Annotated in this window: 20 protein-coding genes and 1 pseudogene; 13 read left to right on the forward strand and 8 right to left on the reverse strand. The window is 72.8% G+C overall.

Annotated features, from left to right (window positions below; genetic code table 11):
• Positions 1-4 precede the first annotated feature (4 nt).
• Positions 5-757: a FadR/GntR family transcriptional regulator gene (locus ACFKCF_RS06995; protein WP_394491828.1), complete on the reverse strand. Its 753-nt coding sequence runs from the start codon at positions 755-757 to the stop codon at positions 5-7.
• Between the two features lie 88 nt (positions 758-845).
• On the opposite strand from ACFKCF_RS06995, the gene ACFKCF_RS07000 reads away from it, so the two are divergent.
• From ACFKCF_RS07000 to ACFKCF_RS07035, 8 genes are read left to right on the forward strand one after another with little or no spacing between them, the layout of a single operon-like run.
• Positions 846-2,342 carry an ABC transporter substrate-binding protein gene (locus tag ACFKCF_RS07000; RefSeq protein ID WP_394491830.1) on the forward strand — a complete coding sequence of 499 codons (1,497 nt, stop codon included), beginning with the start codon at positions 846-848 and terminating at the stop codon, positions 2,340-2,342.
• The gene (locus tag ACFKCF_RS07005; RefSeq protein ID WP_394491833.1) at positions 2,339-3,277 is read left to right on the forward strand and encodes an ABC transporter permease; all 939 of its coding nucleotides are present in this window, start codon (positions 2,339-2,341) and stop codon (positions 3,275-3,277) included. Before ACFKCF_RS07000 ends, ACFKCF_RS07005 begins: the two co-directional genes overlap by 4 nt.
• Positions 3,278-3,285: 8 nt before the next feature.
• Complete coding sequence (locus ACFKCF_RS07010; protein WP_394491835.1) at positions 3,286-4,107, forward strand: ABC transporter permease; 822 nt, start codon at positions 3,286-3,288, stop codon at positions 4,105-4,107.
• Positions 4,094-5,008, forward strand: a complete 915-nt coding sequence (locus tag ACFKCF_RS07015; protein ID WP_394491837.1) for an ABC transporter ATP-binding protein — start codon at positions 4,094-4,096, stop codon at positions 5,006-5,008. Before ACFKCF_RS07010 ends, ACFKCF_RS07015 begins: the two co-directional genes overlap by 14 nt.
• Entirely contained in the window at positions 4,977-5,777 is an 801-nt protein-coding gene (locus ACFKCF_RS07020) for an ATP-binding cassette domain-containing protein (protein WP_394491839.1), read from the forward strand. The genes ACFKCF_RS07015 and ACFKCF_RS07020 overlap by 32 nt, the downstream gene beginning before the upstream one ends.
• Entirely contained in the window at positions 5,774-6,946 is a 1,173-nt protein-coding gene (locus ACFKCF_RS07025) for a M20 family metallopeptidase (RefSeq protein WP_394491842.1), read from the forward strand. The genes ACFKCF_RS07020 and ACFKCF_RS07025 overlap by 4 nt, the downstream gene beginning before the upstream one ends.
• Complete coding sequence (locus ACFKCF_RS07030) at positions 6,946-8,028, forward strand: P1 family peptidase (protein ID WP_394491844.1); 1,083 nt, start codon at positions 6,946-6,948, stop codon at positions 8,026-8,028. Before ACFKCF_RS07025 ends, ACFKCF_RS07030 begins: the two co-directional genes overlap by 1 nt.
• Positions 8,025-9,455, forward strand: coding sequence for an aldehyde dehydrogenase family protein (locus ACFKCF_RS07035; protein WP_394491846.1), 1,431 nt, complete (start codon positions 8,025-8,027; stop codon positions 9,453-9,455). The genes ACFKCF_RS07030 and ACFKCF_RS07035 overlap by 4 nt, the downstream gene beginning before the upstream one ends.
• A 48-nt stretch (positions 9,456-9,503) precedes the next feature.
• Here the strand turns inward: ACFKCF_RS07035 and ACFKCF_RS07040 are convergent, their stop codons facing one another.
• The 4 genes and pseudogenes from ACFKCF_RS07040 to ACFKCF_RS07055 form a co-directional block, all read right to left on the reverse strand.
• A complete protein-coding gene (locus tag ACFKCF_RS07040; protein ID WP_394491848.1) occupies positions 9,504-10,265 on the reverse strand; it encodes an SDR family NAD(P)-dependent oxidoreductase in 762 nt (253 codons plus the stop codon).
• A 45-nt stretch (positions 10,266-10,310) separates the two neighbouring features.
• Positions 10,311-10,457: a hypothetical protein gene (locus ACFKCF_RS07045; protein WP_394492172.1), complete on the reverse strand. Its 147-nt coding sequence runs from the start codon at positions 10,455-10,457 to the stop codon at positions 10,311-10,313.
• Between the two features lie 15 nt (positions 10,458-10,472).
• Positions 10,473-10,845, reverse strand: a pseudogene (locus ACFKCF_RS07050) (GNAT family N-acetyltransferase); the annotation flags it as partial.
• 9 nt (positions 10,846-10,854) lie between these two features.
• Positions 10,855-11,685, reverse strand: a complete 831-nt coding sequence (locus tag ACFKCF_RS07055; protein WP_394491850.1) for an SDR family NAD(P)-dependent oxidoreductase — start codon at positions 11,683-11,685, stop codon at positions 10,855-10,857.
• A gap of 49 nt (positions 11,686-11,734) precedes the next feature.
• Between ACFKCF_RS07055 and ACFKCF_RS07060 the strand changes: the two genes are divergently transcribed.
• The gene (locus ACFKCF_RS07060) at positions 11,735-12,559 is read left to right on the forward strand and encodes a MurR/RpiR family transcriptional regulator (protein WP_394491852.1); all 825 of its coding nucleotides are present in this window, start codon (positions 11,735-11,737) and stop codon (positions 12,557-12,559) included.
• A 75-nt stretch (positions 12,560-12,634) separates the two neighbouring features.
• Complete coding sequence (locus tag ACFKCF_RS07065; RefSeq protein ID WP_394492166.1) at positions 12,635-13,408, forward strand: aldo/keto reductase; 774 nt, start codon at positions 12,635-12,637, stop codon at positions 13,406-13,408.
• Here the strand turns inward: ACFKCF_RS07065 and ACFKCF_RS07070 are convergent.
• Entirely contained in the window at positions 13,365-13,643 is a 279-nt protein-coding gene (locus tag ACFKCF_RS07070) for a hypothetical protein (RefSeq protein WP_394491854.1), read from the reverse strand. The two genes, ACFKCF_RS07065 and ACFKCF_RS07070, sit on opposite strands and share 44 nt — an antisense overlap.
• 183 nt (positions 13,644-13,826) lie before the next feature.
• Here ACFKCF_RS07070 and ACFKCF_RS07075 point away from each other — a divergent pair, with 183 nt between their 5' ends.
• Positions 13,827-14,015, forward strand: a complete 189-nt coding sequence (locus ACFKCF_RS07075; protein ID WP_394491856.1) for a DUF1918 domain-containing protein — start codon at positions 13,827-13,829, stop codon at positions 14,013-14,015.
• A gap of 104 nt (positions 14,016-14,119) precedes the next feature.
• Here ACFKCF_RS07075 and ACFKCF_RS07080 read toward each other — a convergent pair whose 3' ends face one another.
• On the reverse strand, positions 14,120-15,052 hold the full coding sequence (locus ACFKCF_RS07080; protein WP_394491858.1) for a MerR family transcriptional regulator: 933 nt from the start codon (positions 15,050-15,052) through the stop codon (positions 14,120-14,122).
• A 190-nt stretch (positions 15,053-15,242) separates the two neighbouring features.
• On the opposite strand from ACFKCF_RS07080, the gene ACFKCF_RS07085 reads away from it, so the two are divergent.
• A complete protein-coding gene (locus ACFKCF_RS07085) occupies positions 15,243-19,250 on the forward strand; it encodes a hypothetical protein (protein WP_394491860.1) in 4,008 nt (1,335 codons plus the stop codon).
• Between the two features lie 36 nt (positions 19,251-19,286).
• On the opposite strand, the gene ACFKCF_RS07090 is transcribed toward ACFKCF_RS07085, so the two are convergent.
• Entirely contained in the window at positions 19,287-20,525 is a 1,239-nt protein-coding gene (locus ACFKCF_RS07090; RefSeq protein ID WP_394491862.1) for an alpha/beta hydrolase, read from the reverse strand.
• A 124-nt stretch (positions 20,526-20,649) separates the two neighbouring features.
• Between ACFKCF_RS07090 and ACFKCF_RS07095 the strand changes: the two genes are divergently transcribed.
• Positions 20,650-21,630: an acetylxylan esterase gene (locus ACFKCF_RS07095; RefSeq protein WP_394491864.1), complete on the forward strand. Its 981-nt coding sequence runs from the start codon at positions 20,650-20,652 to the stop codon at positions 21,628-21,630.
• Positions 21,631-21,666: the final 36 nt, after the last annotated feature.

Genomic DNA, 21,666 nt, shown 5'->3' on the forward strand with positions numbered 1-21,666 from the left:
GGGATCAGTCGAGGAGGGCGCCGAGGGCGGGGCGTTCGGTGGCCGGGACGTAGCCGGCGTAATAGTCGTACATCGCCTTTCTCGACAGGCGGGCGGCCAGCGGGCCGTCGCCGGCGCGCATGGCGGCCAGCACCTCCTCGTGGTGCCGGATGCTCTGCCGCATCAGCGCCTCCTGGTCGGACGCGTCGGCGAGCTTCTCCGAGATCAGCTTGAGCACGATCGAGCGGACCACGTCCGTGCAGATCTGGATGAGCTTGTTGCCGCTCGCCCGCGCCACCACGTCGTGGAAGGCCACGTCGGCCTCGCCGAACGCGTCCTGCCCCGACTCCACGGCGGCCCGCATGTGAGCGACGGCCGACTCCATCTCGGCCAGCTGCGCGTCGGTGCGCAGCCGGGCCGCCAGCAGGATCGCCGACGAGTCGAGCACCATCCTGAACTGCACCAGCTCGGCCAGCGACAGCTCCTCCACCCTGGCCAGCGTGGTCATCGACTTGTGCAGCGTGGCGGGCGAGAACGGCAGCACCTCCGCCCCGTTGGGATCGCCGGGCCGGGAGCGCACCAGACCGCGCGCCTGGAGCACCCGCAGCGCCTCGCGCACGGTGGACCGGCTGACCGAGAACTGCACCATGAGCTCCCGCTCGCTCGGCAGCCGCTCGCCCGGCGAGAGGGAGCCGCTCTCGATGGCCTCCTCGACCTGCTCCACCACCCGCTCATAGGCGCGTACGGCACGCACCGGCTCGAACCGCGGACCACCCATGAATGCCCCCTTGACCCGAGCCGCCGTCGACTGGCAATGTGCGTAGCCTACTGGTCCGACCAGTGCACTAGCCAGGAGGCAGTAACACATGAGGCGAATCGGAACCTGGATCGCCGCCGGCGCTCTCCTGCTGGGCACGGCCGCCTGCGGCGGCACCTCCAGCGGCGGCGGCAGTGCGGGCACCCCCCAGGCCCAGACCCTTTCCGTGGGATTCGTGGCCGAGCCCGCGAACCTCGACTTCACCTCGACGGAGGGCGCCGCCATTCCCCAGGCGCTGCTCGTCAACGTCTACGAGGGCCTGGTCAAGCTCGACCAGGACGGCAAGATCGTGCCGCTGCTCGCCGAGAAGTGGGACGTCTCGCCCGACCGCAAGACCTACACCTTCAACCTGCGCAAGGACGTCAAGTTCAGCAGCGGCGCGCCGTTCACGGCCGACGACGTGGTGTTCTCGCTCGACCGGGTCAAGTCGGACTGGAAGCTCAAGATCAAGGCGCAGCTCGACGTCGTCGACAAGGTGGAGAAGAAGGACGACTCCACCGCCGTCGTCACGCTCAAGAAGCCGAGCAACGGCTTCCTCTACTCGATGGCCACCAGGCTCGGCGCCATGTTCAGCCGGACCGGGATCGCCGACCTGGCCAACAAGCCCGTCGGCACCGGCCCGTACACGCTCGGCTCGTGGCGGCGCGGCGACTCCATCCAGCTCAACGCGAACGCCTCCTACTGGGGCACGAAGCCGCCGCTGTCGTCGATCACGCTGAAGTACTTCAAGGACGCCACGGCGATGAACAACGCGCTGCTGACCGGCGGCATCGACGTCATCTCCGCCGTGCAGGCGCCCGAGTCGCTGCAGCAGTTCGCCGACCCCAACCGCTTCCAGACGGTCGAGGGCACCACGAACGGCGAGGTCGTGCTGTCGATGAACAACAGCCGCCCGCCGTTCAACGACAAGAAGGCCAGGCAGGCCGTCCGCTACGCGATCGACCACAAGGCGCTGCTGGAGACCGCCTGGGCCGGGCGCGGCCAGCTGATCGGCTCGATGGTGCCGCCCACCGACCCCTGGTACGAGGACCGCACCGGCGACTACCCGTACGACCCGGCCAAGGCCAAGGAACTGCTCGGCGGCAAGACGCTCAACGTCAAGATGCGTATCCCCAACCTGCCTTACGCGGTGGCCGGCGCGCAGGTCGTCAAGTCGCAGCTCGCGCAGGTGGGCATCACCGCCGACATCGAGCCCCTGGAGTTCCCGGCCCGCTGGCTGGACGTGGTGTTCAAGCAGGGCGACTACGACCTGTCCATCATCAACCACGTCGAGCCCCGCGACATGGGCATATTCGCCGACAAGTCGTACTACTTCCACTACGACAACCCCGAGTTCGGCAAGCTCCTCGCCTCCGCCGACGAGGGCACCGAGCAGCAGCAGACCGACGACCTGAAGAAGGCCGCCAAGCTGCTGTCCGACGACGCGGCCGCCGACTGGCTCTTCCTCTTCCCCAACCTGATCGTGGCGAAGAAGGGCGTCACCGGGCTGCCGAAGAACGCCATCGCGGAGTCCTTCGACTTCACCGCGCTCTCCAAGCAGCAGTGACGCTTTACCTGATCAAACGCCTGGCGGTGCTCGTCGCGAGCACCGCCGTGGCGGGCGTGGTGGTGTTCGCGTTCATGGCGCTGCTGCCCGGCGACCCGGCGGAGGTCGCGCTCGGCGTGAACGCCACGCCCGACGCGGTGGCGGCGCTGCGCAAGCAGTTCGGCACCGACCGGCCGCCCGTGGCGCAGTTCTTCGACTGGTTCGGCGGGCTCCTGCAGGGCGACTTCGGCACCTCGTACGTGACCAGCTCGCCCATCGGCCCGCAGATCAGCGACCGGCTCGGCGTCACGGCCGTGCTGGTGCTCGGCGGCATGCTGGTGGCGCTCGTCATCGCGGTGCCGCTCGGCACGTTCGCGGCCGTGCACCACCGCAACCCGCTCGGGGCGGCCATCAGCGCGCTCAGCCAGGTCGGCATCGCGATCCCGGCGTTCCTGGCGGGCATCCTGCTGGTGTTCGTGTTCGCGGTGCAGGCCCAGGCGCTGCCGTCCGGCGGCTACGTGCCGATCGCCGAGAACCCGGCGCAGTGGCTGCTCAGCCTGCTGCTGCCGTGGATGTCGCTCGGCCTCGTGCAGGGCGCGGTCCTCACCCGGTACGTGCGCAGCGCCGTGCTCGACGTGATGCGCGAGGACTACCTGCGCACGGCCCGCGCCAAGGGCCGGGGCAGCACCGGCGCCCTGTGGCGGCACGGCCTGCGCAACGCCTCGATCCCCGTCGTCACCGTGCTCGGCCTGCAACTGGCCACGCTGCTGATCGGCGCGGTCGTGGTCGAGCGGGTCTTCGTCATCCCCGGGCTCGGCGACCTGCTGCTCAACGGCGTCGCCGGGCGTGACCTGCTGCTCGTCCAAGGTGTGGTGATGGTGCTGGTGGCGGCCGTGCTGCTGATCAACTTCGTGGTGGACGTGGCCTACCACCTGCTCGACCCGAGGCTGCGATGAGGGGCCGGATGAACGCCGGGCTGGTGGTCGGCGGCGTGCTCGTCGGGCTCGTGGTGCTCGCGGCGGTGGTGTCGTTCTTCTGGACGCCGCACGACCCGACGCTCGTGGACGCCGCGCGCAAGCTGCGGCAGCCGGGCGGCGGCTACCTGCTGGGGGCCGACAAGTTCGGCCGCGACACCTTCAGCCAGCTCATGGTCGGCGCGCGGACCACGCTCTACGTGGGCATCGTGGCCGTCGGCATCGCCGCCGTCATCGGCACGCCGCTCGGCATGATCGCCGGGATGACGCCGCGCGGCTGGCTCTCCGAGCTGATCATGCGGGTCAACGACCTGGTGTTCGCGTTCCCGGCGCTGCTGCTGGCCGTCATGCTCGGCGCGGTCTACGGGCCGGGCACGCTCACCGCGATGATCGCGATCGGCGTCGCCACCGTGCCCGCGTTCGCCCGGGTGGCCCGCGCCGCCACGCTCCAGGTCATGGTGACCGACTACATCCTGGCCGCCAGGGCCGCCGGGCGCCGCCGCCCGGCCATCGCGATGCGCCACGTGCTGCCGAACATCGGCTCCGTGCTCATCGTGCAGGCGTCGGTGTCGTTCGCGATCGCGATCCTGGCCGAGGCGGCGCTGTCGTTCCTCGGCTTCGGCACCCGCCCGCCCATCCCGTCGTGGGGACGGATGCTGCAGGAGTCGCAGGAGCTGCTGTTCTCGACCCCGCGCCTTGCGCTCTGGCCGGGCCTGGCGATCGCGCTCGCGGTGCTCGGCTTCAACCTCCTCGGGGACGGCCTGCGCGACTACCTCGATCCGAAGCTCAGGAGGGTCCGTGCTGAAGGTTGAGGGGCTGACCGTACGGGCGGACTCGCTGGAGCTGGTGCACGAGGTGTCGTTCGCGATCGCGCCCGGCGAGCGGGTCGGGCTGATCGGCGAGTCCGGCTCCGGCAAGTCGCTGACCGCCCTGTCGCTCATGGGTCTGCTCCCCGAGGGCGTCACCGCCTCGGGCACGGCCACGATGGGCGCGAACGACCTGGTCGGCGTGCCCGAGAGCCGGCTGAAGCGGCTGCGCGGCCAGGACGTCTCCATGGTCTTCCAGGAGCCCATGACCGCGCTGAACCCGCTCATGCGCATCGGCGCCCAGGTCTCCGAGGTCATGACCCTGCACGGCACGCCACGCCCGCAGGCCCGCGCGAAGGCGCTCGACCTGCTGGAACGCGTCCGCCTGCCCGAACCTGCGCAGATCGCCCGCGCGTACCCGCACCAGCTGTCCGGCGGCCAGCGCCAGCGCGTCATGCTCGCCATCGCCCTGGCCAACCAGCCGAGCCTGCTCATCTGCGACGAGCCCACCACGGCGCTCGACGTCACCGTGCAGAAGCAGATGCTGGAGCTGATCGCCGAGGTCGCGCCCGCGCTGCTGTTCATCACCCATGACCTCGCCGTCGTGGCGTCCGTGTGCGAGCGGGTCCTGGTCATGTACGGAGGACGCGTCGTCGAGAGCGGTCCCATCCGCGAGGTCTTCACCCGGCCCCGCCACCGCTACACCGAGGGCCTGCTGGCCGCCTCCAGGCTCACCCCGCGCGGCACCCGGCTGCCCACCATCAAGGGCAGCGTCCCGCCGGCCGGGCAGTTCCCCGGCGGCTGCGTCTTCCGCAACCGCTGCCCGCACGCCACCCCCGAGTGCGAGACCGTACCCGCGCTGACAGGAGACGGCCATGCCCACGCATGCTGGCACCCCGCTGATTGAGGCCCGCGACCTCAGCCGCGTCTACCACCGGCCCCGCACCTCGCTCACCAAGCCGGGCGCCGCCGTGCACGCGCTCAAGGACGTGTCGCTCACGGTGGGCCGGGGCGAGCGGTACGGCATCGTCGGCGAGTCCGGCTCCGGCAAGTCGACGCTGCTGCGCCTGCTGTGCGGGCTAGACCAGCCGACCGGCGGATCCATCCTGTTCGACGGGAAGGAGATCGCCGGCAAGCCGGAGCGGCGGCTGCGCTTCCTCCGGGAGAACCTGCAGATCGTCTTCCAGGACCCGATGAGCTCGCTCGACCCCCGCATGCGCGTCCGGGACCTGGTCGCCGAGCCGCTGGTGGCGCTCGGCCTGCCGGTCGGCGACCGCGTGAGCGAGCTGCTGGAGGGGGTCGGGCTGCCCGCCTCGGCCGCCGAACGCTACCCCCACCAGTTCTCCGGCGGGCAGCGCCAGCGCATCGCCATCGCCCGCGCGCTCGCGCCCCGGCCGAAGGTGCTCGTCGCCGACGAGCCGGTGAGCGCCCTGGACGTGTCCGTGCGCGGGCAGATACTCAACCTGCTGGCCGACCTCGTGGACGAGCTGGGGCTCACGCTCGTGTTCGTCTCGCACGACCTGTCCGTGGTGCGGCACGTGTGCGAGACGGTCGCGGTCATGAGCCGCGGGGAGATCGTGGAGAGCGGGCCGGTGGACGAGGTCTGGGCCGCGCCCGCCCACGACTACACGCGTACGTTGCTGCAGGCCGTACCGACTCTGGAGGGATTGTTTTGATCGACGTCGATGCCGACGGAGTGGTGGAGTTCACCCAGGCGCTGGTGCGGATCCCCAGCACCAACGACCCCGGGCGGCGTGAGCGGGCCGCCGCCGAGCTGGTGGCCGCGAAGATGCGGGAGTGGGGCTGGGAGCCCACCGTGTACGAGGTGGAGCCGGACCGGCCGAACGTGGTGGCCGTGGTCGAGGGCGGTGGCGGCGCCGGGCCGACCCTGATGTTCGAGGGCCACACGGACGTGGTGACCGAGGGCGACCTGTCCACCTGGACTGTCGACCCGTTCGGCGGGGAGATCCGCGACGGGAAGCTGTGGGGACGGGGCAGCGCCGACATGAAGTCCGGCCTGGCCGCCACCCTCTACGCCACCCGCGCCCTGCAGCTGGCTGGACCGTTCCCCGGACGGATCAAGGTGTGCGCCCTGGCCGACGAGGAAGGTCTAATGATCGGCGCGCACCACTTCGTCTCCGAGGGGCTGACCGCCGACGTGGACGGCGCGATCGTCGCCGAGCCCGAGGCGGGCGAGATCTGCGCGGTGGCCAAGGGCGCGCTGCGGCTGCGCGTCGACTTCACCGGCAAGATGGCGCACGGCGCCATGCCGCAGCACGGCCGTAACCCCCTCCCGGCCGTGGGCTCGCTGCTGGTGGGGCTGGGGTCGCTGCAGGAGGAGCTGCAGGGCCGGCATCCGGCGCACGAGCATCTGGGCGAGGTGTACGTGACGCCGACCGTGCTGCGGGCCGGCTCCGAGGAGCAGGTGAACGTGATCCCGGCGGCCGCCTCGGTGTTCGTGGACGTGCGGACGATCCCCGGGGTCGAGCACAAGCTGGTCGCCGACCGGGTGGCCGCGCTCGCCTCCTGCGACGGGATCGCCGCCGAGGTGTCGGTGCTGGTGGACCGGCCGCCGGTGGACGTGCCCGTGTCCGACCCGGTGGTGGCCGCGCTGGCCGCCGCCCACCGTACCGTCACCGGCTCGGAGCCCGTCTACGGCGGGGTGCCCGGGTCGACGGACGGGACCGTGCTGACGCACTGGGGCGGGATCCCGTCCGTGGTGTACGGGCCCGGCGGGAAGTGGATCGCGCACCAGGCGGACGAGTACGTGGAGGTGGCCGAGATCGTCCAGTGCACCCGCGTCTTCGCCGAGGCGGCCCGGCGCTTCCTCGGCGGGGACTTCTGATGCCGCTGCGCCCAGGGCCCGCCAACTCGCTGACGGACGTGGCCGGGCTGCGGGTCGGCCACGCGCAGCGGGCCGGCGGCGGTTACCGCACGGGCACCACCGTGGTCCTGGCCCCTCCTTCGGGCGCCGTGGCAGGGGTGGACGTGCGGGGCGCCGCTCCCGGGACCCGCGAGACCGAACTGCTGGATCCGCGGAACCTGGTGTCGCGCGTGCACGCCGTGGTGCTGACGGGCGGGAGCGCGTACGGGCTGTCGGCGGCGTGCGGGGTGGTGGAGCGGCTGGCGGACGCGGGCGTCGGGTATCCGGTGGCCGGCGGGGTGGTGCCCATCGTGCCGGCAGCGGTCATCTTCGACCTGGGGCGCGGTGGCACGTTCCGCGCCGTCCCGGACGCCGCCTTCGGCACCGCCGCCTACGACGCCGCCACCCCTGACGGCGGGGTGGGCGTGCGCGGCGGGTCGTCCGACGGCGTCTCCTCCCATGGGACGGTCACCCCCGACGGCGGGGCGGTGGGGAGCGGGTCGATCGGGGCCGGGACCGGGGCGCGGGCCGGAGGGCTGGCCGGCGGGGTGGGGACGGCGAGCGTCGTCCTGCCCGGCGGCGCCACCGTGGCGGCCCTCGTCGTCGCCAACCCCGTAGGCTCGGTCCTCGATCCCCGCGACGGCACCCTCGCCGGCGCCAGGTACGGCCTGCCGGGCGAGTTCGACCACCTCCAGCCCCCGCTCCAGGAGGAGATCGACGCCTGGCGCCCGCAGAACGCTCCCTCCTTCAACACCACCATCGGCGTGGTGGCCACCGACCTCACCCTCACCAAGGCCCAGTGCGGCAAGCTCGCCGCGGTCGCCCACGACGGCCTGGCCAGGGCGATCAGGCCGGCCCACACCATGACCGACGGCGACACGATCTTCGGCCTGGCCACCTGCGCCGGTCCCGAGCCCGACCACGACACCCTGCAGGAGGTCCTGGCGGCGGGGGCCGACGTGTTCAGCCGCGCCATCGCGCACGCCGTCCTCGCCGCCACCGGCCACGAGGACGCGCCCGCCTACCTCGACGTGTTCCCCAGCGCCCAACGGAAGCAGGCATGAGCATCGACACCGCATGGCCGTCCGGCCTGCCCATCGGCGACGGATGGGTGGAGACGGCGGAAACCGACGACGTCACCTTCCCGTACGACGGCTCCCTCGTGGCCACCGCCCCCAGGGGCGACGCCGGCCTCGCCCGGCGGGCCGTGGAGGCGGCCCTGGCCGTGGCGCCCGCCATGGCGGCGCTCCCGTCGCACGCCCGCCGCGCCGCCCTCATGAAGGCCCATGACGCGCTCGCGGCCAACCGGGAGGAGTTCGAGCGGCTGCTCGTCCTCGAGACCGGCAAACCCCTGGTCGACTGCAAGGTCGAGGTCGCCAGGACGCTCGTCACGCTGGCCACGGCCGCCGAGGAGGTCGCCAGGCTGCACGGCGAGACCGTGCCGCTCGACCTGCTGCCCTCGGGGGAGGGGCTGATCGGGTTCTGGACGCGCCGCCCGATCGGCGTGGTCGTCGGGATCACCGGCTTCAACTACCCGCTGCTCCTCGCCGCCCACAAGATCGCCCCGGCGGTGGCCGCGGGCTGCCCCGTGATCGTCAAGCCCGCGCCCGCGACCCCGCTGGCCACGCTCTGGCTGGTGCACCTCATGCGGTCGGCGGACGCGCTCCCCCCGGCCGCCGTGCAGCTCGTCACCGGGGACGTCGAGGTCGGCAGGACGCTGGTGGAGGACCGGCGGATCGGCGCGGTCTCGTTCACCGGCTCGGCCGCCGCCGGGCACACCATCGCCCGCAACGCCGCCCCCACCAAGGTCCTGCTGGAGCTGGGGTCGAACGCGGCGCTCGTCGTGGCGGCCGACGCCGACCTGGAGGCCGCCGCCGACGCGGTCGTGCGCGGCGGTTACTACGCCTCCGGCCAGGCATGCATCGCCGTCCAGCGGGTGCTGGTCGAGGAGCCCGTACGCGAGCGGTTCGTGTCCCTGCTGGCCGACCGCGTCAAGGACGTCACGGTCGGCGACCCCCGCCTGCCGGAGACCCGCGTCGCCCCGCTCATCGACGAGGCCGCCACGGACCGCGTGCTGGAGTGGATCGCGCAATCGGGGGGCGAGCCGGTCACGGGCGGGCACCGCGACGGCCGGGCCATCGCGCCGACCGTGCTCGTCGGCGTCGGCGACGGGGCCGCCGCCTGGGACGAGGAGATCTTCGGGCCGGTGGTGTGCGTGCGCTCGGTGCCCGACCTCGACGCCGCCTTCGCCGCCGTCAACGAGTCCAGGTACGGCCTGCACGCCTCGGTGTTCACCCGGTCGCTGGCCACGGCGTTCGCGGCCATCGAGCGGATCGAGGCCGGGGGAGTGGTGGTCAACGAGGTGCCGGGGTTCCGGGCGGACAACATGCCATACGGCGGCGTGAAGGACTCCGGGATCGGGCGCGAGGGGCCCCGCTTCGCCATCGAGGAGCTGACGGTGACCAGGATGGCGATCATCCGGCCTGCCTAGCCGGTGGTCGTGGCGACCGGGTCGCGGGACCCGGTCGCCGGCGCCTTCTCAGTTGGGCGGGTCGAAGCGGCCGTCCACGGCCGTCCAGCCGCCGTCCACGTACAGGACCGAGCCGGTCACGAAGCTGGCCGCGTCGCCGGCCAGGTAGACCACCGCGCCGGCCATCTCCTGCGCCGTCGCCCAGCGGCCGAGCGCGCTCTTGTTCGCGTACGCGGCGTACCAGCCGGGGTTGTCCTTGATCTGCCTGGTCAGCGGCGTCTCCACGACGCCGGGCGCGATGGCGTTCACCCGCACCCCGTGCGGCCCGAACTCGGCCGCCGCCGTCCGCAGCAGCTGCACCAGGCCCGCCTTCGTGGCCGAGTAGACGCTCTGCCCCGGCTCGGTCACGGACGCGCGGATCGACGCGAACCCGATGATCGACCCGCGTCCCCGCTCGACCATGCCCGCCCCGAAGGCCCGCACCACGTCGAACGAGGCCCGCAGGTTCAGCCCCACCACCCGGTCGAACTCCTCGCCGGTGTAGTCGAGCAGCCGCTTGCGGACGTTCGTGGCTGCCGTGAACACCAGCACGTCGGCGGGCTCCTTCCCGGCGGCCCTCTGCACCTCGGCGGCGTCCAGCACGTCGAGCAGCCGGGCGGCGCCGCCGCACGCGGCGGCGGTCTCCTCTGCCGAGGCCAGATCGCGGTCGGCGCACACCACGGAGGCCCCGTGGGCGGCCAGCGCCAGCGCCGCCTCCCGGCCGATCCCGCTCCCTGCCCCGATCACCACGGCCCGCCGCCCATCCAGGCGGAACAGCGCGTCATATCCCATACGAGGCACCCTAGCGACTGGTCCGACCAGTGCACCAGGTTGGGGTCAGCGCGCCTCCCAATCGGCGCGCGTCAGCTCGTACTCCACCCCGCCCTGCTCGGTCCCCGGCAGGGGGTTCTCCCACTCCAGGTGGAAGGTGCGGGCCAAGCGCAGCCCGCACTTCTCCATGACCCGCCGCGAGCGCACGTTCACCGCCATGGTCTGGGCGAAGACCCGGCGCGCGCCCAGCTCCCGGAACGCCCTGTCGATCAGCGCGAGCGAGCCCTCGGTCGCGTACCCCTTGCCCCAGGCCGGCTTGTGCAGCCGGTAGCCCAGCTCCGGTTCGTCTTCCGGCGTGCCCCTGCGCGCGCAGGTGGAACCACCCGAGGAACGTCCCGGACGGCTTCTCGACCGCCGCGAAGAATTCGGTTGCGATGAACGCGGGCAGCGTCTCCCTGACGATCACCTCGCGCGGCGTCGGCTTGCCGCCGTTGAGGAACTCCATGACCTCGGGGTCGTTGTGGAGGGCGAAGAGGTGGTCGGCGTCGGACTCGGTGAAGCGGCGCAGGGTCAGCCGCCCGGTCTCCAGATAGATCTGCACCGGCAAACGCTAGTGAGCCGGTGGCCGCGCCTTCGACAGGTTTTCCGACAGCTCGCGCAGCCGGGCCCGCGCCCCGGCGTCGTACGCCTGCTCCAGCGCCTGCGAGGGCCGCAGGCCGTCGAAGAAGCGCCCGGACACCTCGTCCAGCCCGGGGTCGGTGATCAGCCGCGCCGTGGCCTCCACGCCCTCCCGCAGCTCGCTGACCGGCGTGGCCACCATCTTGGTCGGCATGTACGTGGCCGGGTGCAGGGCGTTGACGGTGACCCCGGTGCCCGCCAGCTCCTCTGCCAGGTCCACGGTGAGCATCACCTGCGCGAGCTTGCTCTGGCAGTACGCGCGCACCCCGCTGTAGCCGGCGGCCAGCATGACGTCGCCGAAGTCGATCGGGGCCTGGCCGAGGCTGCTGACGTTGACGATCCTGGACGGGGCCGACTCGCGCAGCACCGGCAGCAGGAGCCGGGTGAGCAGGTAGCCGGCCAGGTAGTTGACCGCGAAGCGCAGCTCGTGGCCGTCCGCGCTCTCCTGCCGCACCCCGCCGCCCGGCACGGTAGTGCCGATCCCCGCGTTGTTCACCAGCGTGTCGAGGTCCTTGTGGTCGGCCGAGACGGCCTGGGCGAGCTCGCGCACCTCGTCGAGCGAGGCCAGGTCGGCGCGGTACCAGTGCAGCCGGGCGGCGGGGACGGCGGCCCGGATCTCCTCCAGTGTGTCGTGGCCGCGCCGGTCGTCGCGGCCGTGCACGAGGACGGTCGCGCCGCGACCGGCCAGGTCCGCGGCCAGCGCCCGGCCGAGCCCGTCGGTCGCGCCGGTGACGAGGATCGTCCGCTGCTCCATGGGCCGCATGGCCACCACGGTATCAAGACGGAATTTCGTTCTCTGCTACAGTGCCGCCATGGAACGCAATTCCCTCGCGGCGACCGTGCGGGCCAGGCTCTCCGGGCTGCACGACGCCGAGGCGCGGGTCGCGCAGGTGGTGCTCGACCAGGGTGCCGGGCTCGTCCACCTGAGCGTGAGCGACGTGGCGCGGCTGGCCGGCACGTCCGCCTCCACTGTCGTACGGGCGTGCCGGCGGCTCGGGTTCGGCGGCTACCAGGAGCTGAAGATCGCCTCCGCCCGCGAGGCGCCGCGGGGTCCCGAGCCCGAGGACGACCGCGATCCGCTGGCCGCGACCGTGCGGGCGGCGCAGGAGGCGCTCGGCGGGCTGGGGGCCACGCTGTCGCGCGACGACCTGAGCGCCGCCGCCGAGGCGATCGGCGGGGCCGCCCGGGTGCTGCTCGCCGCCACCGGCCTGTCGGGAGCGGTCGCCACCGACGCCGCCTACCGGCTGCGGGCCCTCGGCCTGCCGGTGGACCTGCCGCCCGACCCGCTCACCGCGCACCTGGCCGCCGAGCTGCTGCCGGAGCCGTCGGTCTGCCTGGCGATCAGCCACAGCGGGGCCACCCGCTCCACCGTCGACACCGCCCGCCGCGCCCGCGCCGCCGGGGCGCGGGTCGTGGCGATCACCAGCTACGCCAGCTCGCCGCTGGCCGAGGAGAGCACGTGGGTGCTCGTCGGCGGCGGGCAGGACCTCGTCCTCGGGATGGAGGCGGTCGCCAGCCGCCTGGCCCACCTCACCATCGTCGACACGCTGTCCATGATCCTGCTCGCGCTGCGCGGGGACGCGGCCGAGCGGGCGGTGTCGGCCTCCGCCGACGTCACGGCGAGCCACAGCTACTGAGAGGGAACAGTGATCAGCCAGACTTTCGACCTCGCCGGCGAGCTGCGGGTCAACCGGCTCGGGTACGGCACCGGCATGCTCACCGGGCCCGGCTACTGGGGGCCGCGCCTCGATCCCGACCAGGCCGTCGCCATCCTGCGCCGCGCCGTCGAACGCGGGGTGACGCTCGTCGACACGGCCGACAACTACGGGCCCGACCTCGCCGAAGAGCTGGTGGCGCGGGCGCTGCACCCGTACCCGGACGGTCTGGTGGTGGCGACCAAGGGCGGCGTCGTCCGTACGGGCCCCAACGTCTGGCACGTCTCCGGGCGGCCCGAGCGGCTGCGCGCCATGTGCGAGGCGAGCCTGCGCCGGCTCAGGACCGACACCGTCGACCTCTACCAGCTCCACCGGATCGACCCGGACGTGCCGCTGGCCGACCAGCTCGGCGCGCTCGCCGAGCTGCGGCAGGAGGGCAAGATCCGGCACATCGGCCTCGACACGGTCACCGTGGAGGAGCTGGAGCGGGCGCTGGAGATCACGGAGATCGCCTCGGTGCAGAACCGTTTCAACCTGCTGGACCGCGAGTCCGCGCCGGTGCTGCGGGCGTGCGAGGAGCGCGGGCTGGCGTTCCTGCCGTGGTTCCCCCTCGGGAACGGCTCGCTGGCCCGCGCCGGCCTGCCGGAGGTGGCGCGGCGGCACGGGGCGAGCGCCGGTCAGGTGGCGCTGGCGTGGCTGCTGCACCACTCGCCCGTCATCCTGCCCACGCCGGGCACCGGCTCGCTCGCCCACCTGGAGGAGAACCTGGACGCGGCCGCCGTCGAGCTCACCCCCGACGACCTGGCCGCCCTGGACGGCCTCCTGCCCTAGCGGGAGCGGACGGCGGCGACCAGCTCCGGCATGGTCCCGACACCGGGGTCAGGCCGAGCGCCGGCCAGAACTCGTCCGTGGTCATGCGCCCGAGCGTCACCGAGCGGTACGCCGCGCGGATCTCCTCCTCCGGCGCCGCGCAGCCCTCGGCCCGCAGGTACGGGATGAGCACCCGGCCCTGGACGTCCCCGTACCGGTACAGGACGCCCATCGCATCAAAGACGATCACCTTCACGAAGATCTCCTCCCGCACCGACGCTACTGCGGAGCGGAATGGCGGAGGCGTCGAGCGCGGGCTTGCAGACAGATCTCCATGAGACGCGACATGAGAAAGGCATGCCCTTTGCGGGACGGCCCCAGGGGTGCAATGTGGGAAGGAACCTCAAAGTTGCCCAAGACCAGCTGAGAGGAACTCATCATGCGCGCGAACGTCGGTGACCACCTGATCGTCCACGGCAACGTCGTCGGCCACGGAGACAGGAAGGGCGAGATCATCGAGACCCGGGGCGAGAACGGCGCGCCGCCGTTCCTGGTGCGATTCGAGGACGGGCACGAGCAACTCGTCTTCCCGGGCCCCGACGCGGTGGTCCAGCCCGCCGAGGTCTGACCGGCGTCCCAGCCGGGGGCGATCTTAGGCCTGCCCGGCCAGGTCGACGGCTGCCGGTCGGCGGACGGGGCCACGGTGAAACCGTCCTGGACCCGCCGGGAGCGTCAGTCCAGGCGGGCGCGCAGGGCCTCGGTGAACCAGTCGAGGGCGGGGCTCAGCGGCTCCGGGGCCGGCCAGCCGTTGATCACCGCCAGCAGTTCGAGGTAGTGGTCCCTGCGCGGGTCGTTCGCCTCCTCCAGCCGGTCCAGCAGCCGCCGCCGGAGAGCGGGGCTGTCCGGGAGGCCGCGGTCGCGCGCGTACGCGGCCACGACCGCCGCCACCACGGAGTCCGCCTCGGGGGCGGCGGGGGCGAGGCCCGCCGCGAGGGCCGGGCGGGCGTGGTAGCGGGCCAGCGCGGCGGGGTCGGGGCGCGGGGGCGCGTCCGCCTGCCCGGCCTCGCCTCGTTCGGCCGCGTGCCGGGCGGCCATGCGCCGGACGGCGGTCCGGAAGTCCGGGTCCTGCGCGAGCTCGGCCAGCTCCACCCACGCCTCCACCTGCTCGGGCGAGGGGTCGTCGGGCAGCTCGGGCGTCATCGAGCTCGTGATCCCCGCGAATCCCGGAACGGTGTCCAGGCCGTCGAAGGCGGCCTCCAGGAAGCCGTCCATGAGGCGGCGGCGTTCGTCTTCGGAGAGTCTTGCCAGTTTGTGCATGAGATCCATTTCCTCGGGGCTGGAGCCGCGCCTGGCCACCGCCGTGAGCACCGCGCGCCGCAGCCGGAGCGTCCGGATCTGCACGGCCAGGGCTTCGGCGTGCGCCGCGGCGACCTCGGGGAGCGAGATCTCGCGCTCCACGACCTGCCGGATCGTGGGCAGGTCCACTCCCAGGTCGCGCAGCGTCCGTACGAGCTCCAGGCGTGCGAGGGCGTCGAGGTCGTAAAGGCGGTAACCGGTGGGGCTGCGGTCGGCGGGCGGCACGATCCCCCGATCGGAGTAGAACCGGATGGTCTTGACCGTCAGCCCGGTGCGCCGGGCCAGGTCACCGATGGAGTAGAGCGCCATGTCTCCACCTTCCCGCCTCCCCTAGATGGAGACTCAACCGGTTGACGGTGATTCGTCCGTCCACGAGCGGTGACCCTGAAAATTGGGGTCCCATGTCCGGCCGGGTTTGACTAGCTGTGAGGAGATGTGGTCGCATCGTGACCTATGTTTCTGATGGGATGAATTAGACCGGTCCGGGGGAGAACGTTTCATGCCGCACGCCCTTCTGCGCGTGCTCGCTTCGACGTCCATCGCAAGCGCCACAGTCCTGGTGGCACTGCCATCGAATGCCCAAGCCGAGACGCAGGCCCACACCCAGGTGAGGGTCCAGCCCGTGCCCGCCGTGCAGGAGCCGCCGGCCGCCGCGGTCAGCGTTCCCACCCGGCCCTCGCTCGCCGTCAGGCCCGCGGGCACCGGGCGGGTGGGGCCCGACGAGCCCGAGGTGACCACGCCGGCCGGGCCGCGGCTCGTCGACGAGGTCACCGCCGAGGCCGCCTCCGTCCAGGAGGAACAGGGCTTCGGCAGGCAGGCGCCCGACGTCCGCAGCGTGCTGCCCGACACTGCGGACGCCGAGCCGCTGACGCTGATCAAGCCGCTGGCGCCGATCCTCAAGGCGTTCGACGGGCTGGGCAAGGCCGTGCCGGGGCTGACGTACCGGCTCTGCGTCCAGAGCGAGGCCGTGCCGGTCTCCTGCTCGATCTCGCAGCCGGTCGCCACGCCCGCCGTCGCCGACGTCACCGGCGACGGCAAGCCCGACCTGGCCGCCGACCTCGTGCCCACGGCCAACCCCGCGGAGGGGTCGGCCGGGCTGGGGTTCGCGGTCAAGCGGCTGTCGCAGGAGAGCGTCAAGGCGCTGGTCTGGGCCGAGTACGACGGCAAGGTCTCGGTCGGGTTCGACGGCCTGCGGCACGGCGCGTCGCTGTCGGCCTTCGACTGGGGGACGTTCGGCGTCGACCTGACGGGCAAGCAGGTCAAGGCCAGCGTGAAGCGTACCGATCCGGGGAGGTCCGCGGCCCTGGTCGCGGGGCTGACCGGCCGCAGCGTGGTGAGCCTGCGCCAGACGCCCGCCACCGAGAAGCTCAGCGTGACCGCCGCGCTCGACTCGCCCTCCCTGGACGTCCACGCCTCCGCGCCCGCCAAGCTGGAGGCGCTGGCGGTGAACGGCCGCCAGTTCACCCAGGCCGTGCTCGACCGCATGCCCGCCCGCGCCGCGGTGCGGCTGTCGGACGGCGAGGTCCGTTTCACCAGCCCGTCCTCGATCGCCCGCGCCCGGCTGCACAGCTTCACCTACCGTGACGGCAAGCTGGCCAGGGTGCTGAGCGCCCAGGTCAGGAAGGTGCCGCCGACCCTGACCGCCAAGTACGCGGCCGCGGACGGCAAGCAGACCCTGACCGTCGAGTCCGCCAAGGGCCGGGCAGGGGCGGCCTCCCTGCTCTTCTTCGACCGGGCCGCGGGCAAGACCGTGCTGAAGAGCGAGCTGAGCGACCTGCCGGCCAAGGTGCGCCTGGACAACGACCTGGCCGAGCACCGCGTCACGCACACGACCAGCTCGCCCATCGGCCGGTTCGCCGTGGTGCTCCAGCGCAACGAGGGCGCCATCTCCAGCCCGCGCGGCGGCCACGTCACCATGATCAAGAACGGTGACGCGGTGGGGGTGTCGGGCCTGCTGTCGGGGCTGTCCGGCTTCGACGTCACGTACGGGGCCGTGCCGCACGCCCACCTGGAGGTGGGCTCCAGCGGGCGCTCGTTCGTGGGCGCGGCCAGCATCGACGGCACCCACGTGGCCCGCCTGGAGATCTCGAACACGCCCTCCACCGTGGACGTCACCCTCGACCCCGCGGGCCGGAAGGCCGAGTACCAGGCCAGCGGCGTGATCCGCACCATCCGCGCCGCCTACACGAACCTGAGAACGGGCCCCACCATCGACGGCGCCGTCATGGGCGTGCGCGACGACGTCAAGGCGTCGTGGGAGCTGGGCGAGCGCTCGACCGTCAAGGTCGCCACGTCCGCCAAGATTGACCAGATCAAGATTTATGCCAATAAAGCGCACGTGACCTCGCCGTCCGGGGAGGACCTGGAGGCGACCGTCGAGGGCGTGCGCAAGAGCGTCGAGCTGGTCGCCGACACGGGCGCCAGGACCCTCACCTGGACCGCCGACGCGCCGGTGACCAAGGTCTCGGGCCTGGCCAGGGCCAAACTCGGAGACCGGTACGCCAGGGCCGCCGCCGAGGTGAGCGGCGTGCCGGCCCGCTTCGACGCCTCGTGGGACCCGGCGTCGTACCGCTTCCGCGGCCTGTCCGGGCCGGTCGGGTCGGCGGAGCTGGCGTTCACCAACCACGACGGCGCCAAGTCCCCCACCGGGCCGCACCTGTCGGCGCACTACAGCCAGGCCACCGGCGACCTGGACGCCAGCGTGCTGGTCAAGGGGCTCAAGCAGGTCGGGTTCAGCCCCTCGAAAGGCACAGCGGGGCAGGGGTTCAGCGCGGACTTCAGCTCGGCCCGGCAGACGCTGGCCGTCGACGCCGACGTCACGCAGGGTGACGCCCGCTTCGGCCTGCTCGGCACGCTCGGGCCCGTGCCCGGCCGCCTGTCCGTCACCTCCGACGGGGGCAAGCTCACCTACGCCGGCTCGCGCCTGGACGTGCGCGCCCGCGCCTGGCTCGGCAAGGTCGGGGCGCTCGACCGCATGCGGGCCGCGCCCGCGGTGCCCGGCGGCGTGTCCCTGGTGGACGGCGGCTGCGCGGCCGGATCCGCGGGCTGCTCCCAGGGGCCGTTCTGCACGCCGGATCGCGGCTGCTTCGGCCTGCAGGGATACCTGGACGTGAGCGGGCTGCCGGACCAGGTGAGCGTGGACGTGGCGGGCAGGACGTTCGCGTTCTCGGGGTTCAGCCCGCGGCGCAAGAGCCTCGGCGTCTATCTCGCCAGCAGCGTCCTGTCGCCCGTGCCCGTCAAGGCCAGGGCCACCCTGACCGGGCTGCCCTCCCAGATCACCAGCATGTCGCTGGGGCCGTTCGGCGTGTCGCAGGGCAACGCCGTGCAGGCCGCGTACCGCATCGAGCCCGCCGCCACGCTCGGCGCGCTCGACGTGCAGGCCGAGGCCGGTGACCTGCGCGGGCACGTGTCGATCGACCCCGTGCCGGCCTCGGTGTCGGTCCAGGGCACGTACGGCGCCCAGACCCGCATCCGGGTGAACAACTCCGCGGCCGTCAAGCGCCTGGACGCCAAGGTCACCCTGGCCGGGAAGGGCACCGGCGAGCTGCGCTTCGCGGACGTGCCGGCCGTGTTCGGGGTGGACGCCGACGCCTCGGCCGCCGGGCTGAGCGTGCCGGCGCTCACCTACAAGTCGAACGTCAGCACCCTAGACGGCTACCTCGGCGTGGAGGGCGGCCTGGTTGACCCGCAGGGCAGGCTCGGGGACGTGTCGTTCGCGGTCAAGGACCTGGCCGCCGACACCACGATCCGCATGAACCCCGACCAGTCGCTCGACCTCGTCTCCCGCCCCGTCCCCACGGGCCGCCTGTCGATGCACGCGGGGCTGCGGATGGACGCGGTCGCGCCGCAGCAGATCTCCGTGAGCAAGGACGTCCCGTACACGACGGGCTTCCTCACCTACAGCGTCGGCGGGAAGTTCGGGCTGCAGGCGAGCGCGGTCAAGGACCTGTCGCTGGACGCGCAGCGGGTGTCCTGGCTGCGCATCCGGCCCGGCAAGGTCCCGTTCGGCCTGAAGGCGCCCCCGGCCCTCGGGTACGTCGCGCCCGGCTTCGAGGGCGACTACGGTCAGCTCAAGCTGGCCGCCAAGGGGGTGGACCTGCGGCCCGAGGTCTCCCTGGACGTGCGGCTGAGCAGGGAGGTCGGCAACGACGTCTTCCACGACTCGGTGCGGCTGACCCCCACCGACTCGCTCGCGCTGCGCCGCTACGACCAGCGGATGCGGCGGATCGGGGCCAAGCAGGAGATCAAGGCGGCGGGGATCAGCCTGGCGTGCGTGACGGTGGACGCCAAGCCCGGCTTCGCGGCCGGGGACGGGTCCAGCTCCATCACGCTGCGCGGCGCCGACGGGCCCCAGATGGTGTCGCTGCTGGATCCGGGAGGCCAGGTGCCGGACTACGCGGTGGACCTGCTGACCCACTTCATGAGCCCGTTCCCGGGGGCGGAGTGGAAGGTCGCGGGCACCAAGGCCGGCGGCTGCGACTCCGGGCGGCGCCCGGCCTCTCGCTGACCCTGTGCTGACCCCGCCACGCCTGGCGCGGCGGGGTCAGCTCGGGCCGAGGTAGCCGGGCGGCGGGCGTTCGCCCTCGTACGCCTGCACCGGGCGGCCGGACAGGAACGCCCGCAGGAGCCCGAGGTACGCCCCGCTCTCGTAGGTGTCGTCTTTGCCGGTCTCGTCGTCGAGGTAGGCGAGGGTGGCCGACGGCAGCGCCCGCCGGTAGTCCATGGCCGACGTCCAGCCCTGTTCGTCACACCGGCTCTTGACGATCAGCACCGGGGCCTTCGCCTCGGACAGGCTGAGCGGCAGCGAGCTGGGCGCCGTCCGCCCGGTCAGGCCGACGTACCCCCCGGATCCGGTCGCGGCGGCGGCCGGGCACGGGTGCGGCGCCTCCTGCCGGACGAGGCCGAGGTAGGCGTCCAGCTCCCGGTCGCCCGCGAAGTCGTGCGCCGCCCGCGGGTCCACCCGCAGCAGCGTGGAGACGGCGAGCAGGCGCGGGTCCGGCGAGCCGTCCCGCCCGAACACCGCGGCCAGCTCGACCTCGCCGTCCGCCTTCCGCTGCGGAGGCAGCCCGGTGGGGGAGGCCAGGACGGCCTTCGCCACCCGGTCGGGGTGGGCGGCCAGATACGCGGTGGCGAGCTGGGCGCCGTAGTCGTGGGCGATCAGGTTCAGCCGGTCGGCGCCCACGGTCTGCCTGATGGCCTCCAGGTCCTCCACGTCGCGCGTCAGGCCGTACTCGCGGGGGTCGCTCAGCCGGGCCGAGCGGCCGGCCCCGAGCTGGTCGTAGACGTACACCTGGTAGCCGTCCGCCGTCAGCTTCCTGAAGAAGGCCGAGGACGCCGCCAGGTCGGCCACGCCGGGCCCGCCGTGCAGGAAGACCACGGGGTCGGGGCGCGTGACCCGCTTCGGCGCGAACCGTACGTAGGCCAGCTCCGAGCCTGTCGGCAGCCGCCACTCGCGCTGCCCGGCCACCGGCGCCGGGGGAGCGGCGGGCTGCGGCGGGCGCAGCGTGGCGACTGCGACCGGCCACACGACGGCCGCCTCCACCCCGAGGATCACCAGCGCCCGCAACCAGCGCCCCCACGCCGCCCTCGGCCTGGGCACGCACAGCAGCAGCCCCAGGAAGAACACCGACGCGAAGACCGCCAGCCCCGTCACCGTGAACGTGGTCGCCTGCGCGCCCACCATCGCCATCCCGGCCAGCGTGGCCAGCCCGAGGACCGGCGACAGGGCCAGCACCCCGGCGCCCGCCACTGCCCGTCCGGCCAGTCTGGCGAAAGAAGCCACAAGGGGACGTTAGTGCACGCCACGGGTTTCGGTCAGGAGGATGGATTCCGGCCCGGAGGTGGGATAGCGCTTTCCGGCCGAATGAGGTGGAATATCAGCGTCCCTCTACAAGGCTGGAGATTCCGTGCCACTGTTCGACCTGCCGCTTGAGCAACTCCGCGGCTACCTCCCCGAACGCGACGAGCCCGCCGACTTCGACGCGTTCTGGTCACGCACCTTGGCCGAGGCCAGGGGGTTCGACCTGAGCGCCGATTACGTACCGTACGACCTGCCCCTCGCCACCGTCGACGTGTTCGACGTGTCCTTCGCGGGCTGGGGCGGGCACCGGATCAACGGGTGGTTCCTGGTGCCGCGCGGCGTGGAGGGCCCGGTGCCGTGCGTGATGCACTACATCGGCTACAGCGGCGGTCGCGGGTTCCCCAAGGACCACCTGTTCTGGCCCTCGGCCGGGTACGCGGTGTTCGTGATGGAGACGCGTGGCCACGGCGGCGTCAACGCCGGCAGCCCCGGCACGACCGGGGACCCGCACGGCAGCGCCTCGCCGCAGGCGCCGGGCATGATGACCCGCGGCATCCTCGACCCGGACGACTACTACTACCGGCGCGTCTTCACCGACGCCGTCAGGGCCGTGGACGCGGCCATCGAGCACCCGGCCGTGGACGCGAGCCGGGTCGTCGTCTCGGGCGGTAGCCAGGGCGGCGGCATCGCCCAGGCCACGGCCGCGCTGCACCCGGGGGTCAAGGCGGCGCTCATCGACGTGCCGTTCCTGACCCACTTCCGGCGGGCGGTCGAGATCACGGGGAGGGACCCGTACCAGGAGCTGGTGCGTTTCCTGTCCACCCGCAGGGACACCGCCGACCAGGTCTTCCGCACGCTGTCGTACTTCGACGGGCTCAACTTCGCCGCCCGCGGCCAGGTGCCCGCGCTCTACTCGGTGGCGCTGATGGACGACATCTGCCCGCCGTCCACGGTGTTCGCCGGGTACAACCACTGGCAGGGCCCGAAGGAGATCTCCGTGTGGCCCTGGAACGGTCACGAGGGCGGCGGCGGCTTCCAGACGGAGGAGCAGCTGCGCTACCTCCACAAGCTCCTCAGCGACGGCTGACGGGCGCGGGGGGGGGGGGGGGGTGGGGGGGGGGGG

The organism is Nonomuraea sp. JJY05 (assembly GCF_043496855.1).
Classification (GTDB): Bacteria; Actinomycetota; Actinomycetes; order Streptosporangiales; family Streptosporangiaceae; genus Nonomuraea.